Raw genomic sequence first — 20393 nt, 5'->3', positions numbered from 1 at the left:
CGGGGCACCCATCCGACGAGGCGTCACTCGGCAGCGACGGAAGCGGGATCCGCGAGAGTGATGATATCGCCCATGATCGTGTTCAGCGCGAAATCCTTGGGTGTGTAGACACGCGCCACGCCCATGGCCTTGAGCCTCCGCGCGTCCTCGTCCGGTATGATGCCGCCGACGACTACCGGGACATTGCCGAGCCCGGCGGCCCGCATCCAATCCATCAGGTCCTCGATCAACGGTATGTGCGACCCGGACAGGATCGACAGGCCCACCACATGCGCCTGATCTTCCTGCGCGGCCCTGACGATTTCCTCGGGCGTCAGACGGATGCCTTCATACGAGATGTCCATTCCGCAGTCCCGCGCGCGACAGGCGATCTGCTCGGCCCCGTTGGAATGGCCGTCGAGACCAGGCTTGCCAACCAGGAACTTGAGCCGGCGCCCAAGACGATCGCTGACCGCGTTCACCGCGTCGCGCAGTTCGTCGAGGTTCTCTGTGCGGTTCGACACCGAAGGCGACACGCCCGTCGGGCCGCGGTATTCGCCGTATGCCTGCCGCATCTCGGCGGCCCATTCTCCGGTTGTGACGCCAGCCTTGGCGGCGGCGATTGACGGCGGCATGATGTTGGCTCCGTCACGCGCGGCAGCCCGCAGATCGGCCAGCGCCTTTTCGACCGCGTCCGCATCACGCTCGCGGCGCCAGATGTCCAGACGGCCGATCTGATCGGCCTCCGTGGCGGGGTCGACCGTCATGATGCCGCCGTCCTCGGTCATCAGGGGCGAAGGCTCGGTCTCGGTCCAGCGGTTGACGCCGACGACCGTGGTCTCGCTGCGCTCGATCCGGTTCAAGCGGTCGGCGTTGCTTTCGACCAGTCTGGATTTCATGTATTCGATCGAGGCCACCGCGCCGCCCATGGCGTCGAGGTTGGCCAGTTCGTGGCGCGCGCCGTCCTTCAGCTTTTCGACCTTGGCATCGACCGCCGGGTTGCCGTCGAACAGGTCGTCGAATTCCAGCAGGTCGGTCTCATAGGCGAGGATCTGCTGCATTCGCATCGACCATTGCTGATCCCACGGACGCGGCAGGCCGAGGGCTTCGTTCCAGGCGGGCAGTTGCACTGCGCGGGCACGGGCCTTTTTCGACAGGGTCACCGCGAGCATCTCGATCAGGATGCGGTAGACGTTGTTTTCCGGCTGCTGCTCGGTCAGGCCCAGCGAGTTGACCTGCACGCCATAGCGGAAGCGCCGCATCTTCGGATCTTCCACGCCGTAACGGTCGCGGCAGATTTCGTCCCAGAGATCGACGAAGGCGCGCATCTTGCACATCTCGGTGACGAAGCGGATGCCCGCGTTCACGAAGAATGAGATGCGGCCGACGATGGTGGCGAAGTCCTCTTCGGGGATGCGCGGCTTCAGCTCGTCAAGGACGGCCGTGGCGGTGGCAAGAGCGAAGGCCAGTTCCTGTTCCGGCGTCGCGCCGGCCTCTTGCAGGTGATAGGAACAAACATTCATCGGGTTCCATTTCGGGATCTCCTTGTAGCAATACTCGGCCACGTCGGCGATCATCTTGAGACTGGGCTTCGGCGGGCAGATATAGGTGCCGCGCGACAGGTATTCCTTGATCAGGTCGTTCTGCACCGTGCCTTGCAGGTCCTTGACGGACGCGCCCTGCTCTTCGGCCACCGCGATATAGAGCGCCAGCAACCAGGGCGCGGTCGCGTTGATCGTCATCGAGGTGTTCATCTGATCCAGCGGGATCTGATCGAACAACGCGCGCATGTCGCCCAGGTGACACACCGGCACGCCCACCTTGCCGACCTCGCCCTTGGCCAGCACGTGATCGCTGTCATAGCCTGTCTGGGTCGGCAGGTCGAAGGCGACCGAAAGCCCGGTCTGCCCCTTGGCGAGGTTCGAGCGATAAAGCGCGTTCGAGGCGGACGCGGTAGAATGGCCAGCGTAGGTACGGATCAGCCAGGGCTTGTCCTTCTTGGTCTCGGTCATCTGGGCCTCTCGATTCGGATGCGCAATTTTGTTTCGTCGAGGAAGTGATAGGCGAAAGAATGTGGCGCTGTCAATTCGCTGCGTTGCGGCGTGCTCTCATGTTTACGCATTTGCAGCAAAATGCAAACGTGAGCACATGACCAAGACCATCGAACTCCCGATCTGGCTGTTTTTGTTGATCCTTGCCTTCGCGGTGGTCACTTTCGCGTCTCACTTCCTGTTTCCCTCCGTGCGCTGGTTTCTGCGCCGCAGGATGGAGCGCGTGGTGAGCCGGATCAACGAAAGGCTAGAGCGCCCGATCCAGCCGTTCAAGCTGGCCCGACGGTCCGACATGATCGAGCGACTGGTCTATGATCCACAGGTCAACGAGGCGATCATAGAATATGCGCGTGAGCACGGTGTGCGCGAGGACGTCGCCTCGGAAAGGGCGCGGCAATATGCGCGCGAGATCGTGCCCTCGTTTTCGGCCACGGCCTATTTCGGCTTTGGCATCCGGGCGGCCCGTTGGCTGTCGCGGACGCTGTATGACGTGCGTTTGGAACATGCAGATACGCAGGCCCTGCGGGACATCGACCCGTCGGCGACGGTGGTTTATGTCATCAACCACCGATCGAACATGGATTACGTCCTGGTCACGTACTTGGCGGCGCGAACGTCTGCGCTGGCCTATGCGGTAGGAGAGTGGGCCCGGGTCTGGCCGCTATCGGGGCTGATCCGGTCAATGGGGGCCTATTTCATCCGGCGAAAGTCGCGCGATGCGCTCTATCGCCGGGTGCTGGCGCGTTACGTGGCGCTGGCGACAGCGGGCGGCGTGACGCAGGCAATCTTTCCCGAAGGCGGACTGAGCCTGACCGGCGCCTTGGCACCACCCAAGGTCGGTTTGCTGAAATACATCGTGGAAGGTTGGGACGACGGCGGGCGCGACATCGTCTTCGTGCCGGTGGCGCTGAACTACGACCGCGTGCTGGAAGACCGGGTACTGATCGCAGCCGACCGCTCCGGCGTGCGGAGGTTTCGCGGACGGCTGAGCGAGGGCGCAGGCTTCGTGGCCCGGCATGTGTGGCAGCGGATCACCGGACGCTTCCGGCGGTTCGGCAAGGCCGCAGTGAGTTTCGGCGACCCGGTCGGGCTGCGCGGATTCGTAGACAGTCACGGTCGCGTGCCTGAAGCCTTGGCCGCGGACCTGATGAACCGGATTGCCGCGGTAGTGCCGGTGTTGCCGGTGCCCTTGGTGGCATATTGCCTGCAGGGCGGACCGCGACGTGAGACCGACCTCATGGCCTGCGCAGCCGCCGAGTTTGGCGCTGGCGCGTCTACGGTCCGGGACGGGCTCGATATCATGCTAAAGCGGCGGCTGATCAACAACGACAGCGGGGATTTTGCCATCCTGCCGGAGCAGGCGGAGATTGTTGCATTCTATGCCCGCTCGATTGCGCACCTGGCACAGGACCGTGCTGCGCTTGCGAAGTAGTTGCTGCAACGGCTCGGTTATAAAATTACAAAACGGCCACATTATATGTTGCAATGTTGCGTATAGGCTTATATTCCATACGTAGACCGCGCGATTCTGCGCTGCGGCACAAAACTGCGGACGACAAGACAAGGAGGCCCACATGGCTCTGGACACGCATGGCGGCATCGCTGCTTACGAGGCGCCTGAAAAGGACCTGTACGAGATGGGTGAAATGCCCCCGCTGGGCTATGTGCCCAAGCAGATGTACGCTTGGGCGATCCGCAAGGAACGCCAGGGCGAACCGGACAAGGCGATGAAGTTGGAAGTCGTCGATGTGCCCAAGTTGGACAGCCATGACGTGCTGGTCCTGGTGATGGCCGCCGGGGTCAACTACAACGGCATCTGGGCCGGTCTGGGTGTTCCGATCAGCATGTTCGACGTGCATGGTGCGGATTATCACATCGCCGGCTCTGATGCCTCGGGCATCGTCTGGGCAGTGGGCGAAAAGGTGACCCGCTGGAAAGTCGGCGACGAGGTCGTCATCCACTGCAACCAGGACGATGGCGACGACGAACACTGCAACGGCGGCGACCCTATGTATTCCGCCAGCCAGCGGATCTGGGGCTATGAGACGCCGGACGGCAGCTTCTCGCAGTTCACCCGGGTACAGGCGCAGCAGTTGATGCCGCGTCCCAAGCACCTAACCTGGGAAGAGAGCGCCTGCTACACGCTGACGCTGGCAACTGCCTACCGGATGCTTTTCGGCCACGAGCCGCACGACCTGAAGCCGGGCCAGAACGTGCTGGTCTGGGGCGCCTCCGGTGGTCTCGGTTCCTATGCGATCCAGTTGATCAATACGGCCGGCGCCAACGCCATCGGCGTGATCTCGGACGAAAGCAAGCGCGACTTCGTGCTCGGACTGGGCGCCAAGGGCGTGCTGAACCGCAAGGACTTCAACTGCTGGGGCCAGCTTCCCAAGGTGAACACCCCGGAATATGCCGAGTGGTTCAAGGAAGCGCGCAAGTTCGGCAAGGCGATCTGGGACATCACCGGTAAGGGTGTGAACGTCGACATGGTGTTCGAGCACCCGGGTGAGAGCACCTTCCCGGTCTCGACCTTCGTGGTCAAGAAGGGCGGCATGGTCGTGATCTGCGCCGGCACCACCGGCTATAACCTGACCTTCGACGTGCGTTACATGTGGATGCACCAGAAGCGCCTTCAGGGATCGCACTTCGCGCACCTGAAACAGGCGGCTTCGGCCAACAAGCTGATGTTGGAACGGCGGCTCGATCCCTGCATGTCGGAAGTGTTCGACTGGGCCGACCTGCCCGCCGCGCACATGAAGATGATGCAGAACCAGCACAAGCCCGGCAACATGTCGGTGCTGGTGCAGGCGCCCAAGACCGGGCTGCGCACCTTCGAAGACGCCCTGGAGGCCGGTCGTCGCGACTGAGGCCATTCAGCCTGAAAGAATCGGCCCGTGGACCCACTTGGGGACGCGGGCCGAATGCCACTCAGCCAAGGGGGTCAGGACGCACCCCGCGATTCCAGGTACTTGGTTTGTTCCTACTCGCCGTTTTTGGGGAGGGGAAATACGTGAATATTTCCGAAACCTTCGGCGTGCTAGAGTCAGATTAATGCTTCGTTAACCATTAGAATTGAGAGTCGAACATGCAACACGACTGGATATTGGACGTACTCGCCGACCTCAGAAATTATGCCACGTCGAACGGGCTGCCGGCCTTGGCCGAGCAATTGGATGACGCCCGGCTCGTCGCCATGGCCGAGGTCGCGAGTGCGACGGAGGTGACACAAAGTGAACGTGCGGGCGATCTTGCCTCGGTTGGACAGGGAACTCGCGCGGCTGGAGGAGTCCGTCGCGCTTGACGACATGCAGGACATCATCACCGGGCTCCGGGATGCCTTTGGCGTGGACCACATGGTGTATCACTGGGTCAGCAGCAACGGCGAGCAATATGGCTGCGGGACCTACTCTTCCACATGGGTTGAACGCTATCTGGAACAGGGCTTCTTGCGGATCGACCCGGTTGTCCTGGGGTGCTTCCAGCGTTTTCACCCGGTCGACTGGAAACGGCTCGACTGGTCGTCCAAGGCAGCGCGGGCCTTTCAGAAAGAAGCGACAGAACACGGCGTCGGCAATCAGGGATTCTCGATCCCGATCCGCGGTCCGAATGGCCAGTTCGCGTTATTTACCGTCAGCCACAATTGCGACGATGACGAATGGGCCGGCTTCTGCGAAGCACATCGGCGGGAGTTGATCCTCGTGGCGCACCTCTTCAATCAGAAGGCGCTGGAATTCGAGCCCGGTCGAATACCCGACCAGAGCCAGGCGCTCAGCCCCCGTGAGGTGGACGCAATGACGCTGCTGGCGGTTGGCTACAGCCGGGCGCAAGCGGCCGAGACGCTGTCGATCTCGGAACACACGCTGCGGGTCTACATTGAATCGGCCCGTTTTAAACTGGGCGCACTGAACACCACTCACGCCGTTGCCCGCGCCCTGAGTCGCGGGCTGATCGTTGTCTGAAGGTTAAGACCCGCGCTCCGCGCTGAGTGGGTCTTAACCGGTGACGCCGCAGCTTTCCCTCCGAACCCCGGAGAGGAAAGCCGTTATGATCCGTTACCTGTATGCAGACCGACTGGCCAGCGAACCGCAGCTTCAGCACGCGATGTTCCGCGACCGTGCCTGCCAGTTCAAGACCCGCCTGGGTTGGGATGTCAGCGTCGACGATGCTGGCGAGGAGCGCGATGCATATGACGCCCTGAACCCGCTTTACGTGATCTGGCAGACGCCCGATGGCGGTCATGGCGGATCGATGCGGTTCTTGCCGACGACAGGCCGCTGCATGGTAAACGAGCACTTCACGCATCTGATCGGCGGAGGCACAGTGACCAGTCCCGAGATTTGGGAATGCACCCGCTTCTGCCTGTCGCGCGGCGCCAGCTGCCATGTCGCGGCGGCGCTGATGCTGGCCGGCGGCGAGATCATGCAGAATTTCGGCGTGCGCAATTTCGTCGGCGTCTTTGACGCGCGGATGGAGCGTATCTATCGCCGTATCGGATCCTGCCCCGAGGTGCTGGGCAGTCACGGTGCAGGCTTCGGCAAGGTAAGCGTCGGACTGTGGTCGTTCTGCGCCGAGGCACAGGCGCGTGTGGCCGAAAGCGCCGGCATCCCGATCGAGCAATCCCGCCGATGGTTCGCGCAGGCCTTTAGTGCGCCTTCAGAGCTGGCGCGAACAGCTTGAGCCCCCTGCTCTCTCATGGCGAAGGGCGCACCCTGCGGCGCGCCCTCCACGTCTCCTCCCCGAGACTTCGTCGTATCAGATGGCGACGACATCCAGCGGCGGGAAGCCGTTGAAGCCAATCGAGGCATAGGTCGAGGTATAGGCCCCGCAGGCACGGATCATTACCTTGTCGCCGGCCTTGAGGCCAAGCGGAAGCTGCACCGGCTGCTTTTCGTACAGAACGTCGGCACTATCGCAGGAAGGGCCGGCCAGGATGCAGGCACCGGTCGGTTCGTGATCGCGCTCGGTCACAAACTGGTAGCGGATCGCCTCGCCCTCGGTCTCGGCCAGGCCTGAGAAGCGGCCAATGTCGAGGTAGACCCAGCGGTGAAGGTCATTGTCGGACTTGCGCGACACCAGCAGCACCTCGGCAGCGATCATGCCAGCCTCTGCCACCAGGCCGCGGCCCGGCTCTGCCATGATCTCCGGAACATCGCCGAACCGTTCTTGGACGAGGCGCATGACCTCGGCGGCATAGAGCGCCGGCGCGTCGATCTCGCGGCCGTAAAAGGCCGGGAAGCCACCGCCGATGTTCAGGAGGCTCAGGTCGTGGCCCGCATCACGCGCAGCATGCCAAACGGCGGCCACCTGGTCGAGGATCGGCGCCCACATCGCGGCGCGACGGGTCTGGCTACCCACGTGGAACGACAGACCGACCGGGTTCAGGCCGTAATCCTTCGCCATCTCAATCAGCGCCAGCGCCTTGTCGCGGCCGGAGCCGAACTTGCGGGTCAGCGGCCATTCGGCCTCGGTCGCATCGACGATGATGCGCAGGTAGACGCGCGCGCCGGGGGCGTTGGCGGCGATCTTCTCGATCTCTTCCTCGGCGTCGACGGCGAACAAGTCGATGCCCTGCCCATGCGCCCAGGCGATGTCCGAGGCGCGCTTGATGGTGTTGCCAAAGGACAGCTGATCGGGACGCGCGCCGGCGTCGAGGCACATCTGAAGCTCGACCCGGCTGGCGGCGTCGAAATGCGAGCCGAGCTGGTGCAGTTTGCGCAGGATTTCCGGGGCCGGGTTGGCCTTCACGGCGTAGTGGATACGTGCACGGCCGAGGCCCTGTGCCAGCGCCGCGTATTGGCGGGCAACGGCGTCGGTATCGATGACCAGCGTCGGGCGTGCGAAATCGTGCGCGCGGATGTAGGCCTCGATGCGGGAGATACCCAGACGATCGGCATCGGCGGTGGTGACAAAAGAGCCGTCACGGGCGGTCAGCCCGGTTACGTATGCGTTCATGGTCATCTCCAATCAGACCCGGCCATTCCGGGCATCCCGGCGCAGACCGCTCAGTTCCAAGGGAGACGTTACCGTCGCTACGTAACCGCGTGGGTGCTAGGCCCACCTCGACAGAGGCGCGTGCGTTGGCGTCTTGAAGCGCCATATGGAGCGGGGGCGGGATTCGATCAAGGAAAAAAATGCGCCTGAGACAAGTTTTTCATCGCACCGCTCAGGGCTTGTTACGAAAGCACGTTTTCGGTGGCGTGAGATCGGAACTCGTGGTTTCGGCGCCACAGAAGGCACAGCGCCAATGGACGAGATCGCCTGCCTTCCGGCGCCGCCAGCGACAATGACGCAACGCAGGGCGTGAGAAAATCAGCACGAGGACAAAGGCTATCAGAAGGCCGATGATGATGATCATTGGGTCAGGCCGGAGATTGTGTGCACCCGAGACCTAGGCCTCAAGCGCCGGCTGTCGACCGCGCAGCAGCCGGCACGGGACAACCAGCCGCGTAGCTGGACGCCCCGGACCACATTCGCGGCACCGTCAGACGGTACGCTCGACCATCATCTTCTTGATCTGTGCGATCGCGAGCGCAGGATTCAGGCCCTTGGGGCAGGTCTTTGTACAGTTCATGATCGTGTGACAGCGGTAAAGCTTGAAGGGGTCTTCCAGGTCGTCCAGCCGCTCGCCCGTTGCTTCGTCGCGCGAATCGATGATCCAGCGGTAGGCATGCAGCAGCGCCGCCGGACCGAGATAGCGGTCCCCGTTCCACCAGTAGGACGGGCACGACGTCGAGCAGGAGGCGCACATCACACATTCATACAGTCCGTCGAGCTTCTTGCGGTCCTCGATCGACTGCTTCCACTCCTTGGCGGGACGGTTGGTCTTGGTTTCCAGCCACGGCATGATGCTGGCATGCTGGGCGTAGAAATGCGTTAGGTCGGGGATCAGGTCCTTGACCACCGGCATGTGCGGCAGCGGATAGATCTTTACGTCGCCGTCAACCTCGTCCAGCCCGTAAATGCAGGCAAGTGTATTGATGCCGTCAATGTTCATCGCGCACGAGCCGCAGATGCCTTCGCGGCACGACCGGCGGAAGGTCAGCGTCGGGTCGATCTCGTTCTTGATCTTGATCAGCGCGTCCAGAACCATCGGTCCGCACTTATCCATGTCGAGAAAGTAGGTGTCGACCGAAGGTTTGCCGCCCTCGTCCGGGTTCCAACGGTATATCTGGAACTTGCGCACGTTGGTGGCGCCCTCGGGCTTGGGCCAGGTCTTGCCGGTGGTGATGCGCGAATTCTTGGGGAGGGTCAGTTGGACCATGTCGGGCTCCTGTTACAGCAAGGCGCTGACGCCGTCGGTCAGCAGGCATTGGACGGTCTCGGGTTTGCGATGAATCACCGAGATGGTTTCCCAGGTCGCGGCCGTGGGTCCGGTCACGCTGTCCGCCGCAAGGGCGAGGATCTGGCTTGAGCTGGCGTTTTCGATGATGCAGTCGGTGAATGGCTCGACCGCGACGCCGGGCAGGTATTGCAGCGTCGCGCGCGCGATCACGGACTTGGCAGCGTCGCGTGCAAGCCGGTCTTGCGTCGACGGCGCGCAGGCCGACAGCACCAGCGGCGCGATGACAAGCGGGATCAACCTGCCCGGCATGCCCATCGTCCTCAGTGGCCCGGACAAATCAGGGTGCCGCGCTGAAGCACCCCGTGGCCCATGATGCAGCCGTAGGACACAGGCGCGACATCGACATGGGCTTCTACGTAAACCGTCGTCTCGACCGGTGCGTAGACATCGGCCTCGACCACGACAACCTCGGGCGCGGGATCACCGATCCATCCCTTTTCGCCGTAGGCCTCCTGCGCGAGGGACACGGTGGGGGTCAGGCTGGCGGCGAGGATCACGGCGGAGAGTGCATAAGCAGGTTTCATCAGAACGTCCTTTCCTTCGGAGCGATCCGCTTCAGCGCAATGCCGCCCTCGTCCTCCGAGGTGAGCGGATCCTTGACCACAGGACGGTAGCTCAGTTCCACCTTGTTTCCATCGACCGTAGCGATCGAATGCACGCGCCAGTTTTCGTCGTCACGCTTTGGGTGATCTTCATGGGCGTGGGCGCCACGGGATTCCTTGCGCGCCTCGGCGCCCACGATGGTGGCCAGGGCGTTGGGCATCAGGTTGGTCAGCTCCAGCGTCTCCATCAGGTCGGAGTTCCACACCAGCGTCCGGTCGGTGACATGCAGATCGTCCAGCTTGGCGGCGATCTTGGTCATTTTCTCGACGCCCTGGGCCATGGTCTCGGCGGTGCGGAAGACGGCAGCGTCCTCCTGCATGCATTTCTGCATCTCCAGACGCAGCTCGGCGGTGGGGGTGCCGCCCTTGGCGTTGCGCAGATCGTCGAAGCGGTTCAGCGCCTTGTCGATCTGAGCCTTGGGCGCGGACGGCACCGCGCTTTCGGGGTTTACCACCTTGCCAGCGCGAATTGCGGCCGCACGGCCGAAGACCACGAGGTCGATTAGCGAATTGGAGCCGAGACGGTTGGCGCCATGCACCGAGGCACAGCCCGCCTCGCCCACCGCCATCAGGCCGGGCACGATGCGGTTGGGGTCGTCCTCGGTGGGGTTCAACACCTCGCCCCAGTAGTTCGTCGGAATGCCGCCCATGTTGTAGTGCACGGTCGGCAGCACCGGGATCGGCTCTTTCGTGACGTCGACGCCGGCGAAGATACGGGCGGATTCCGAGATACCCGGCAGACGTTCGGCCAGAGCCTCGGCCGGAAGATGGCTGAGGTTGAGGTGGATGTGATCGCCCTCTTCGCCTACGCCACGGCCTTCGCGGATTTCCATGGTCATCGAGCGGCTGACATAGTCGCGCGGCGCGAGATCCTTGTACTGGGGCGCGTAGCGCTCCATGAAACGCTCGCCTTCGGAATTGGTGAGGTAGCCCCCCTCGCCCCGCGCACCTTCGGTGATCAGGCAGCCCGAGCCGTAGATGCCGGTGGGGTGGAACTGCACGAATTCCATATCCTGAAGCGGCAGGCCGGCGCGGGCCACCATGCCGCCGCCGTCGCCGGTGCAGGTGTGGGCCGATGTTGCGCTGAAATAGGCGCGGCCGTAGCCGCCGGTGGCCAGCACCACGGTCTTGGCGTTGAAGACGTGCATGGTGCCGTCGTCGAGCTTCCAGCACAGCACGCCCTGACAGGCGCCGTCCTCGCTCATCAGCAGGTCGATGGCGAAATATTCAACGTAGAACTCGGCCTTCTGCTTCAGCGACTGTCCGTAGAGTGTGTGCAGGATGGCGTGGCCGGTCCGGTCGGCGGCGGCGCAGGTGCGCTGCACGGCGGGGCCTTCGCCGAATTCGGTGGTGTGACCGCCGAAGGGGCGCTGGTAGATCTTGCCTTCTTCGGTCCGCGAGAACGGCACGCCATAATGCTCAAGCTCATACACCGCCTTCGGCGCCTCGCGGGCGAGGTATTCCATCGCGTCGGTGTCACCCAGCCAGTCCGAGCCCTTGACGGTGTCGTACATGTGCCATTGCCAGTGGTCCGGCCCCATATTCGACAAGCTGGCCGCGATGCCGCCCTGCGCCGCCACGGTGTGCGACCGGGTCGGGAACACCTTGGTCACGCAGGCGGTGCGCAGGCCCTGTTCGGCCATGCCCAGCGTGGCGCGCAGGCCCGCGCCGCCGGCGCCGACAACCACGACGTCATAATCATGCGTCTCGTAGGAATATTCAGCCATTACACGCTCCGGAATTCAAAGGGCCAGTTTGACGAGGGCAAAGAGCCCGATCGCCATGGCGGCATAGGACAGCAGGATCACGCCGAGGATCAGCAGCTTGCCGGGCAGGCCGTGGACATAATCCTCGATCATGATCTGGGCGCCGTCCTTGAAGTGCAAAAAGCCCACCACGATGGTCAAGGCAGCAAGGATCGCCGGATAGGGCCGCGCGTAGTGTGCAACGACCTCGTCATAAGGGGAACCGAGGATGGCGCCGAAGTTGAACACGAACAGCGGGATCAGGATCGCCAAGGCGACGGAGGAGATCTTCATCCGCACATGGTGTTCGGTGCCGGATTTGGCCGAACCCCAACCCACGGCGCGCTTGTAGTCGGTCAGAAAAGACATGGCTGCGCCTTTCTCAGATGAAGATGACGGTGATTAGGGTAAGCAGGACCGAGCCGCCGATCACGCCCCAGCCGAGCATGTCCGAGGTGCGGATATCCAGCGCGACGGCCTGATCCCACACAAGGTGACGCAGGCCGGCCAGCGTGTGATACCAAAGCGCCCAAAGTGACAGGAACATGATCACGTCACCGATAAAGCTGGTGACGATCCAGTTGACGGTATCGAAGTAATCGGGGCCAGAGGCGGCGGCCAGCAGCCACCAGACGACCAGAAGCGCGCCCAGAAGCAGCGCGTTGCCGGTAATCCGGGTAAGGATCGAGGTCACGGAATTAAGCTGAAACCGGTAGTACTTGCCCAGCATGAAGGGCGAGAGCGGTCTGTTGCCGCGGTTCACATCGGCCATGGCGCATCCTTTCGGGTTCTCTTGGACGTAGTGATAGAGATTTTTTTCGTCATGTCACAGGGCACCGCGCGAAACCGCTGCGGTTTTTTAGCGCGGTTTTTCCTTTTTTGCAGAATTTGTGATCACGGGAGTTTGCGCGTGATCACATCTCGCGGCGCCTTGCGCTGCCTGCGCGATTCGCTTGCCGAGACCAAAGCAAACGGGCGACGGTCTGCTATAGGAAGTGTTAGCGTTCACGGGCCGGACGAGCCTGTGATCACGCGCCCCGGGCGTTTCAGGGCGGGACCTCCCACCCGAGGGCGTCGTTGTGAATTCCGGTCGTACGACGCATCTCACAGGGGCATCAGCGCCCAGTAATCCAAATCCAGCAGGACGTGGGGGCGGTACTTTCCATCCTCGCCTTTCAGGTCGAACGGTGCGCCTTCCGCCGTTGCCACAAGCCGCAGACGGATCGCCCCGACGCCCGGAGCGGCGATCTCGGCCTTGTCGAGGACCTCGGACCATGCCTTGACCGTGCGCCCGGCAAAACAGGGGTTGGCGTGCGCGCCGCCGTTCAACCCGACGATCATCTGCGCATTGGCCAACCCGTTGAAGGACAGTGCCCGCGCCATCGAGATCACATGCCCGCCGTAAATTAGCCGCTGCCCGTCGTCGCGGTTCGTGGCGTCGAAATGCACCTTCGCAGTGTTCTGCCAGAGCCGTGTGGCGAGCATGTGCTCGGCCTCTTCGATGGTGACGCCATCGACGTGGTCGATCATTTCGCCCACTGCGTAATCGCCCCAGCGGTGCGGTTCACCGGCAAGCGTGAAGTCGTAGCCTGTGAAGTCGAGGCCTTCCGGGATCACCAGATCGGCGGCGGGGATGACCTTTTGCAGGTCGGGCACCACCGTCTCGGGCGCGGGCGCGTCGAGATCGTTCTTGCGGACCATGACCCAGCGGACATAGTCCATCACTGTCTCGCCGCGCTGGTTGATGCCCCGGGTGCGGACCCAGACGACACCGGTCTTGCCGTTGGAGTTCTGTTTGAGCCCGATGACCTCGGACTCCGAATGCAGGGTGTCGCCGGGATAGACCGGCTGGTGCCAGCGGCCTTCGGCATAGCCGAGGTTGGCCACCGCGTTGAGCGAGATGTCCGGGACCGTCTTGCCGAAGACCACGTGGAAGGCCGCCAGATCGTCGATCGGCGCGGCGGGCAGACCGCAGTCCCGTGCAAATTCGTCCGAGGAATAGAGCGCGTGGCGGGCAGGATAGAGCGCGTGATACAGTGCCCTCTCGCCCCCCGACACGGTGCGTGGCACCGCGTGGCGGATGACCTCGCCGAGGGTGTAATCCTCGAAGAAGCGGCCCGGATTGGTTTTGGCAGGGGTGTTCAGGGCCATGCAGGTCTCCGGTGTTTATATGTCAGACGGGGAAGGGTGAGGGGCCGATCATCCCGTGGATCCAACCGACGATGCCCACCAGCAGGATCGAGACGGCAAAGAACATCGCATCCTTGCCGTAGCTGCCAGGGGCGGGCGGAGTCCAATTCGGCTCGGCCCGGTTGATCACCACGATCTCGGCCAAGGCCCAGACCAGCAGCCCGCCGAACAGCACGATCGAAGCGACATCACCGTTGACCAGCAGGTGCGCCACGGCCCAGAGGCTGAAGCCCAGCAGCATCGGGTGGCGCATGCCGTTGAGCAGCCGGCCCTTCTTGGGCGCGGGCGAGGTCATATAGAAGGCGACCAGCACCATCAGGTTGTTCAGGTGCTTGCCCCAGGTCGGCGGAGACCAAACATCGATGTAGGGCGCGGCGCGATAGCCCAGAACCATCAGCACCACCGAAACCGCCAGCGCCAGAGCGACGTACCCCTTGCCCTTGTTGCCGAGCGCCGCACGGCGTTCAGGATGCATGCGTTTGAAAAAGTGCGCCAGCGCCCAGAGGGCGAGACCGAGGACAAGGAGGAACATGGGGGCTTACTCCGCTGAGAGGGCTGCGATTGCCTCTGCTTTTGCCAGTATCTCACGGGCCGTGGCAACATGCAGGTTCTCGACGATGCGGCCATCGACCACGGCGACCCCCTGCCCCTTCGCCTCGGCCTCCTCGAACGCGGCGATCTGACGCTCGGCAAGGTCGATTTCTTCGCCCGATGGGGCAAACACCTGATTTGCAATCTCTACCTGCGCCGGATGGATCAGCGTCTTGCCGTCCATGCCCATGTCACGGCCCTGCTGGCACTCGGCACGCAGTCCGTCCTCGTCCTTGAAGGCGTTGTAGACCCCGTCGACGATCACCACCCCATGCGCCTTAGCCGCCAGCATGCACAGCCCCAGAGAGGTCATCAGCGGCAGTCGGTCAGGCCGGAAGCGGCACTGCAGGTCCTTGGCGAGGTCGTTGGTGCCCATGATGAAACCGGCGAGTTTCGGGTGGGCTGCAATCTCCTCGGCGCGAAGCATGCCCTGCGGCGTCTCCATCATCGCCCAGATCGGCAGGTCGCCGGTAATCTCGGCCAGCGCGTCGAGATCGGCAGCAGAGTTCACCTTGGGCAGCAACACCGCGTCAGGCTGCATGTCCACCACCGCGCGGGCGTCATCGCGGCCCCATGCGGTGTCCAGCCCGTTGATCCGCACGATACGCATGCGCGCACCATAGCCGCCTTGCGCCAGCGCCTCGGCCAGAATGGCGCGCGCGTTGGCCTTTTCGTCGACCGAGACCGCATCCTCAAGGTCGAAGATGATCGCATCGACAGCAAGGTTCCGCGCCTTTTCGAGCGCCCGCGTCTTCGAGCCGGGGATGTATAGGACGGAACGGTAGGGGCGCGTGCGCATGTCCATCGTGAAACTCCCATCAGAATAAAGTTGCGCGGATTAGGGGCACTCTTTTGCGAAAAATACAAGGGGTGATTTGCCGCAGTGCAGCGCAAACTCACCGATTGATGCAACGTTCGCTCGCTTTAGGAAGGAACCAACCTTTGTGTGCAAGGGTTCTACCTGTGTCGCCCCTACCAGAGGCGGCTCCGTCAAAACCGGGCCGGGAGGCAACGCAGAACCTGCGCCCCACGGAGGTAATGTTATGAAACGTAATGCAGTTATCATGATGGGGGCCAGCATCCTTCTTCTGGCCGCAACTCAGCTTCAGGCCCAAGGCCAGCGCCAATGCGCGCCGCGCGACACAGTGATCGCACGCTTGGCCGAGACCTACGGCGAAAGCCGGCAGGCGATCGGCCTGGGTGGCGACAACGCCGTCATGGAGGTCTTCGCTTCCGAGGAATCAGGAAGCTGGACGATCACCGTGACGATGGTGAATGGCATGACCTGTCTTCTGGCGAGTGGCCAGGCCTTTGAGACGCTGGCCGAAGCTTTGCCGGCCGCCGGGAACGATGCCTGACTTCGGCAGCACCTGTCGCGCACGACCTATGTGAGCGCATCCCAGATCAGCTTGGCCCCGGTGCAAGTCAATAATGCATAGGCCAGCAAGAAGAACGCCCGTTCGGGAATACGGGTATGTGCCTTGACGCCCAGCCAGGCTCCGACGAGGGCGGCCGGCGCAAGATAAACGCCCGCCAGAAATGTCTGGGCAGAGAAGATGCCGAGAAAGCTGTAGGGCACGAACTTGAATATGTTGATCGCCCAGAAGGTCAAAACCGTCGAGGCCTGATACGTGGTCTTGTCCAACTGCCGCCCGAGCAGATAGACCGCGGCGGGCGGCCCACCCGCATGGCTGACAAAGCTGGTGAATCCGGCTGCAACGCCGGCAAGGTAGCCTGCGCGTTCCGGCATCGGGCGCCTGCCCGGACGGATCCAGCCCCGGCTCACGCTGATTTGCCAAGCTACGAATCCGATTGAAATGACACCAATTAACAGTCGGATCGCGTCATCATGGGTGACTCTGTACAGCAGCGCGCCCAGCGCCACACCGGGCAAGGCACCCAGCATCAGCGCACGAGTCTCGGGCCACGCCCAGCGTTTCCAATAGGGTCCAAGACTGGCGGCATCCACCAACATCAGCAGCGGCAGCATGATGCCCAACGCCTGTCCTGGTGGCAAAACAATTGCCAGAATCGAGGCACTGGCAAAAGCCGCGCCAGAGCCGAACCCAGCCTTCGAGATGCCGGCGAAGGCAACGGCGGGAAGCGCAACGGCGAAAAATCCCGGGGTGAACTCCAACATCGTCGAACCTGTGCAAACGCCCGTTTTGCCGGGTCTTTAGCGCTATCCAAACGGATCCGCCAGAAGTTGCGAAAATTCGTGCCGCATTGCAGCGCCCTTGCATAGAAACGGAAACCGCTCTACCCCATCGTGCAATTTGAACCGGACCGGAGAGACTTCCATGGCCAGACCCAAGATTGCCCTGATCGGCGCAGGACAGATCGGTGGCACGCTCGCCCACCTCGTTGCACTCAAGGAACTGGGCGACGTCGTCATGTTCGACATTGCCGAAGGCATTCCACAGGGCAAGGCACTCGACATCGCTGAATCCGGTCCGGCCGAGGGCTTCGACGCCTCGCTTAAAGGCACCCAGGACTACGCAGACATCGCGGGCGCCGATGTCTGCATCGTGACCGCCGGTGTGCCGCGCAAGCCGGGGATGAGCCGTGACGACCTGCTGGGCATCAACCTCAAGGTCATGAAGGCCGTGGGCGAAGGCATTCGGGACAATGCCCCTGACGCATTCGTCATCTGTATCACCAACCCGCTCGACGCGATGGTCTGGGCCCTGCGCGAATTCAGCGGCCTGCCACACGAAAAGGTCTGCGGCATGGCCGGCGTGCTGGATTCGGCGCGCTTCCGTCACTTCCTCGCCTCCGAATTCGACGTGTCGATGAAGGACGTGACCGCCTTCGTGCTGGGCGGCCACGGCGATACCATGGTGCCGTCGGTGCGTTACTCGACCGTCGCCGGTATTCCGCTGCCCGACCTGGTGGAGATGGGCTGGATTACTCAGGAGAAGCTGGACGCCATCGTGCAGCGCACCCGTGACGGCGGCGCCGAAATCGTCGGCCTGCTGAAAACTGGCTCTGCCTTCTATGCTCCGGCGACGTCGGCGATCGAGATGGCCGAGGCCTACCTGAAGGACCAGAAGCGCGTCCTGCCCTGTGCCGCCTATTGCGACGGCGAATTCGGGCTGAACGGCATGTATGTCGGAGTGCCCACCGTGATCGGTGCCGGCGGCATCGAGAAGATCGTCAACATCAAGTTGAACAAGCAAGAACAAGAGATGTTCGACGCCTCGGTCAAGGCCGTGAAGGGCCTCGTGGATGCCTGCAAGGGTATCGACAACTCGCTTAGCTGATAAGTTCGGCACTCATTTCGACAGGGCGTCCCATTGGGGCGCCCTTTTTTTGTCGGGATCATCAAGGCGTGGGTGCGCGGGAAAGTTACGCGGGCCTGTGAAACGCGGGCGCTTGTGTGGCACCGGAAATATCGGGTGGCCAGCCAGCGAGCCCTTTCCAGTACGGCTGGCGCTGCAAAGCAGCACCGATGCCGCCACACGCACGTCTGTATGGAACGATTCGCTTTAGCCAATGCAGCGAAATTTGAAACCGCCAGATGTGATCACAGCCAGAAATCGTGTGATCACAAATGTAGGAATTTCGCCGCTAACATGTGCCTGCGGTCAATAACCCGTTTAGATTCCCTCTCTATTCATGGCATTGGACAATGCAATTGCAGCAAGACGGGACAGATGATCCATGAACATTCATGAGTATCAGGCAAAGGCTCTGCTACGCAGCTACGGCGCTCCGGTATCCGACGGGCGTGTGGTTCTCAAAGCGGAAGAGGCCAAGACCAAGGCCGGCGAGATGGACGGTCCGCTTTGGGTGGTCAAGGCGCAAATCCACGCCGGCGGCCGCGGCAAGGGCTCCTTCAAAGAGGCCAGCGCCGGCGAGGCGGGCGGTGTCCGTCTGGCCAAATCGGTCGAGGAAGCCGCCGAGGAAGCCAAGAAGATGCTGGGCCGCACGCTGGTCACGCACCAGACCGGCGAGGCCGGCAAACAGGTCAACCGCATCTATATCGAGGACGGCTCGGGCATCGAGACCGAACTGTACCTCGCCCTGCTGGTGGACCGCCAAACCAGCCGCGTGTCCTTTGTCTGCTCGACCGAGGGCGGCATGGACATCGAGGAAGTGGCGGCGTCGACCCCCGAAAAGATCCTGTCGTTCAGCGTCGATCCGGCCACCGGCTATCAACCGTTCCACGGCCGCCGCATCGCTTTCATGCTGGGCCTCGAAGGCAAGCAGATCAAGCAATGCGTTCAGCTGATGGGCACGCTCTACAAGATGTTCATCGAGAAGGACATGGAGATGCTGGAGATCAACCCGCTGATCGTCTCCGACAGCGGTGATCTGAAGTGCCTCGACGCCAAGATGGGCTTTGACGGCAACGCGGTCTATCGCCACCCCGACATTGCCGAGCTGCGCGACACCACCGAGGAAGACCCAAAAGAGCTGGAGGCGTCGAAGTACGACCTCAATTACATCGCTCTGGACGGTGAAATCGGCTGCATGGTGAACGGCGCAGGTCTGGCCATGGCGACGATGGATATCATCAAGCTCTACGGCGCCGAGCCTGCCAACTTCCTCGACGTCGGCGGCGGTGCCACCAAGGAGAAGGTGACCGAGGCGTTCAAGATCATCACCTCGGACCCCAACGTGAAGGGCATCCTGGTCAACATCTTCGGCGGCATCATGCGCTGCGACGTGATCGCCGAGGGCGTGATTGCCGCGGTGAAAGAGGTCGGTCTCAAGGTGCCGCTGGTGGTGCGTCTGGAAGGCACCAACGTCGAGAAGGGCAAGGAAATCATCAACAACTCGGATGTTGACGTCATTGCCGCAGACGACCTGAAGGATGGCGCCCAGAAGATCGTGAAGGCGGTGAAGGGCTGATCGTAGGATGGGTAAATTTACCCATCTTTACCATGGATTGACGAGAGATGGGTGCCGAGCACCCATCCTACGAAATGAACAGGAGTAGCCGAACATGGCAGTCCTCGTAGACGAAAATACCAAGGTGATCTGTCAGGGCCTTACCGGCTCGCAGGGTACCTTTCACACCGAACAGGCGATTGCCTACGGCACCAAGATGGTCGGCGGCGTCACCCCCGGCAAGGGCGGTCAGACGCATCTGGACCTGCCGGTCTTCAACTCGGTGCATGAAGCCAAGCACAAGACCGAGGCCAACGCGAGCGTGATCTACGTCCCGCCGCCCTTCGCCGCCGACTCGATCCTCGAGGCGATCGACGCCGAGATGGAACTGATTGTCTGCATCACCGAAGGCATCCCGGTGCTCGACATGATGAAGGTGAAGCGCGCGCTCGAGACCTCGAAGTCGCGGCTGATCGGGCCGAACTGCCCGGGTGTCATCACGCCCGACGCCTGCAAGATCGGCATCATGCCCGGCCACATTCACAAGCGTGGCTCCTGCGGCGTGGTCAGCCGCTCGGGCACGCTGACCTACGAGGCGGTGAAGCAGACCTCCGACCTCGGCCTCGGCCAGTCCAGCGCGGTGGGCATCGGCGGCGACCCGATCAAAGGCACAGAGCACATCGACGTGCTCGAAATGTTCCTCGCAGACGACGAGACCCAATCGATCATCATGATCGGCGAGATCGGCGGCTCGGCGGAAGAGGAGGCGGCAGAATTCCTCGCCTCCGAGAAGAAGAAGGGCCGGTGGAAACCGACGGCGGGCTTCATCGCCGGCCGTACCGCGCCTCCGGGCCGCCGCATGGGCCATGCGGGCGCCATCGTCGCCGGCGGCAAGGGCGGTGCCGAGGACAAGATCGAAGCGATGCGCAGCGCGGGCATCGTGGTGGCGGACAGCCCGGCGACGCTGGGCGAGGCCGTCAAGGAAGCCATCGACAAGGGCTGACCCCTGGGGGATGGGCGGATTGCCCGTCCCACCGCATGAAATCGGGCGGAAACG

At 62.7% G+C, this 20393-nt stretch carries 20 protein-coding genes; 8 read left to right on the top strand and 12 right to left on the bottom strand.

Annotation, left to right across the window (positions count from 1 at the left end; translation table 11 throughout):
* Positions 1-23: 23 nt before the first annotated feature.
* Entirely contained in the window at positions 24-1991 is a 1968-nt protein-coding gene (locus AC04PT_RS09665; protein ID WP_482873439.1) for a methylmalonyl-CoA mutase family protein, read from the bottom strand.
* 136 nt (positions 1992-2127) lie between these two features.
* Here AC04PT_RS09665 and AC04PT_RS09660 point away from each other — a divergent pair, with 136 nt between their 5' ends.
* From AC04PT_RS09660 to AC04PT_RS09645, 4 genes are all read left to right on the top strand, one after another.
* The gene (locus AC04PT_RS09660; protein WP_482873438.1) at positions 2128-3462 is read left to right on the top strand and encodes a 1-acyl-sn-glycerol-3-phosphate acyltransferase; all 1335 of its coding nucleotides are present in this window, start codon (positions 2128-2130) and stop codon (positions 3460-3462) included.
* 142 nt (positions 3463-3604) lie between these two features.
* On the top strand, positions 3605-4897 hold the full coding sequence (ccrA, locus tag AC04PT_RS09655; protein WP_482873437.1) for a crotonyl-CoA carboxylase/reductase: 1293 nt from the start codon (positions 3605-3607) through the stop codon (positions 4895-4897).
* A 438-nt stretch (positions 4898-5335) separates the two neighbouring features.
* Complete coding sequence (locus tag AC04PT_RS09650; RefSeq protein WP_482873553.1) at positions 5336-5989, top strand: helix-turn-helix transcriptional regulator; 654 nt, start codon at positions 5336-5338, stop codon at positions 5987-5989.
* Between the two features lie 85 nt (positions 5990-6074).
* On the top strand, positions 6075-6707 hold the full coding sequence (locus tag AC04PT_RS09645) for an acyl-homoserine-lactone synthase (RefSeq protein WP_482873436.1): 633 nt from the start codon (positions 6075-6077) through the stop codon (positions 6705-6707).
* A 75-nt stretch (positions 6708-6782) separates the two neighbouring features.
* On the opposite strand, the gene AC04PT_RS09640 is transcribed toward AC04PT_RS09645, so the two are convergent.
* The 10 genes from AC04PT_RS09640 to AC04PT_RS09595 form a co-directional block, all read right to left on the bottom strand.
* Complete coding sequence (locus tag AC04PT_RS09640) at positions 6783-7982, bottom strand: type III PLP-dependent enzyme (protein WP_482873435.1); 1200 nt, start codon at positions 7980-7982, stop codon at positions 6783-6785.
* Between the two features lie 529 nt (positions 7983-8511).
* Positions 8512-9291 carry a succinate dehydrogenase iron-sulfur subunit gene (locus AC04PT_RS09635; protein ID WP_482873434.1) on the bottom strand — a complete coding sequence of 260 codons (780 nt, stop codon included), beginning with the start codon at positions 9289-9291 and terminating at the stop codon, positions 8512-8514.
* A 12-nt stretch (positions 9292-9303) separates the two neighbouring features.
* Positions 9304-9621: a hypothetical protein gene (locus AC04PT_RS09630; protein WP_482873433.1), complete on the bottom strand. Its 318-nt coding sequence runs from the start codon at positions 9619-9621 to the stop codon at positions 9304-9306.
* An 11-nt stretch (positions 9622-9632) separates the two neighbouring features.
* Entirely contained in the window at positions 9633-9896 is a 264-nt protein-coding gene (locus AC04PT_RS09625) for a hypothetical protein (protein WP_482873432.1), read from the bottom strand.
* Positions 9896-11701 (bottom strand): succinate dehydrogenase flavoprotein subunit, encoded by a 1806-nt coding sequence (sdhA, locus tag AC04PT_RS09620; RefSeq protein WP_482873431.1) that lies wholly within the window; start codon positions 11699-11701, stop codon positions 9896-9898. Before sdhA ends, AC04PT_RS09625 begins: the two co-directional genes overlap by 1 nt.
* A 15-nt stretch (positions 11702-11716) precedes the next feature.
* Positions 11717-12088 carry a succinate dehydrogenase, hydrophobic membrane anchor protein gene (gene sdhD / locus AC04PT_RS09615; RefSeq protein WP_482873430.1) on the bottom strand — a complete coding sequence of 124 codons (372 nt, stop codon included), beginning with the start codon at positions 12086-12088 and terminating at the stop codon, positions 11717-11719.
* Between the two features lie 13 nt (positions 12089-12101).
* A complete protein-coding gene (sdhC, locus tag AC04PT_RS09610; RefSeq protein WP_482873429.1) occupies positions 12102-12491 on the bottom strand; it encodes a succinate dehydrogenase, cytochrome b556 subunit in 390 nt (129 codons plus the stop codon).
* Between the two features lie 332 nt (positions 12492-12823).
* Complete coding sequence (locus AC04PT_RS09605; RefSeq protein ID WP_482873428.1) at positions 12824-13870, bottom strand: MaoC family dehydratase; 1047 nt, start codon at positions 13868-13870, stop codon at positions 12824-12826.
* Between the two features lie 22 nt (positions 13871-13892).
* Entirely contained in the window at positions 13893-14441 is a 549-nt protein-coding gene (locus AC04PT_RS09600; protein WP_482873427.1) for an NnrU family protein, read from the bottom strand.
* 6 nt (positions 14442-14447) lie between these two features.
* Positions 14448-15305, bottom strand: a complete 858-nt coding sequence (locus AC04PT_RS09595; protein WP_482873426.1) for an HpcH/HpaI aldolase/citrate lyase family protein — start codon at positions 15303-15305, stop codon at positions 14448-14450.
* A 259-nt stretch (positions 15306-15564) separates the two neighbouring features.
* On the opposite strand from AC04PT_RS09595, the gene AC04PT_RS09590 reads away from it, so the two are divergent.
* Positions 15565-15858: a hypothetical protein gene (locus AC04PT_RS09590; RefSeq protein WP_482873552.1), complete on the top strand. Its 294-nt coding sequence runs from the start codon at positions 15565-15567 to the stop codon at positions 15856-15858.
* A gap of 26 nt (positions 15859-15884) precedes the next feature.
* On the opposite strand, the gene AC04PT_RS09585 is transcribed toward AC04PT_RS09590, so the two are convergent.
* On the bottom strand, positions 15885-16640 hold the full coding sequence (locus AC04PT_RS09585) for a sulfite exporter TauE/SafE family protein (protein WP_482873425.1): 756 nt from the start codon (positions 16638-16640) through the stop codon (positions 15885-15887).
* Between the two features lie 160 nt (positions 16641-16800).
* Here AC04PT_RS09585 and mdh point away from each other — a divergent pair, with 160 nt between their 5' ends.
* From mdh to sucD, 3 genes are all read left to right on the top strand, one after another.
* On the top strand, positions 16801-17763 hold the full coding sequence (mdh, locus tag AC04PT_RS09580) for a malate dehydrogenase (protein WP_482873424.1): 963 nt from the start codon (positions 16801-16803) through the stop codon (positions 17761-17763).
* Between the two features lie 400 nt (positions 17764-18163).
* On the top strand, positions 18164-19357 hold the full coding sequence (gene sucC, locus AC04PT_RS09575) for an ADP-forming succinate--CoA ligase subunit beta (RefSeq protein ID WP_482873423.1): 1194 nt from the start codon (positions 18164-18166) through the stop codon (positions 19355-19357).
* Positions 19358-19451: 94 nt separating this feature from the next.
* Complete coding sequence (sucD, locus tag AC04PT_RS09570; protein WP_482873422.1) at positions 19452-20339, top strand: succinate--CoA ligase subunit alpha; 888 nt, start codon at positions 19452-19454, stop codon at positions 20337-20339.
* The last annotated feature ends 54 nt before the right edge of the window (positions 20340-20393 follow it).

This window comes from Litorisediminivivens sp. KMU-197 (genome assembly GCF_056858395.1).
The sequence above is the reverse complement of the archived record's forward strand: the minus strand, read 5'-3'. Positions and strand labels throughout refer to the sequence as shown.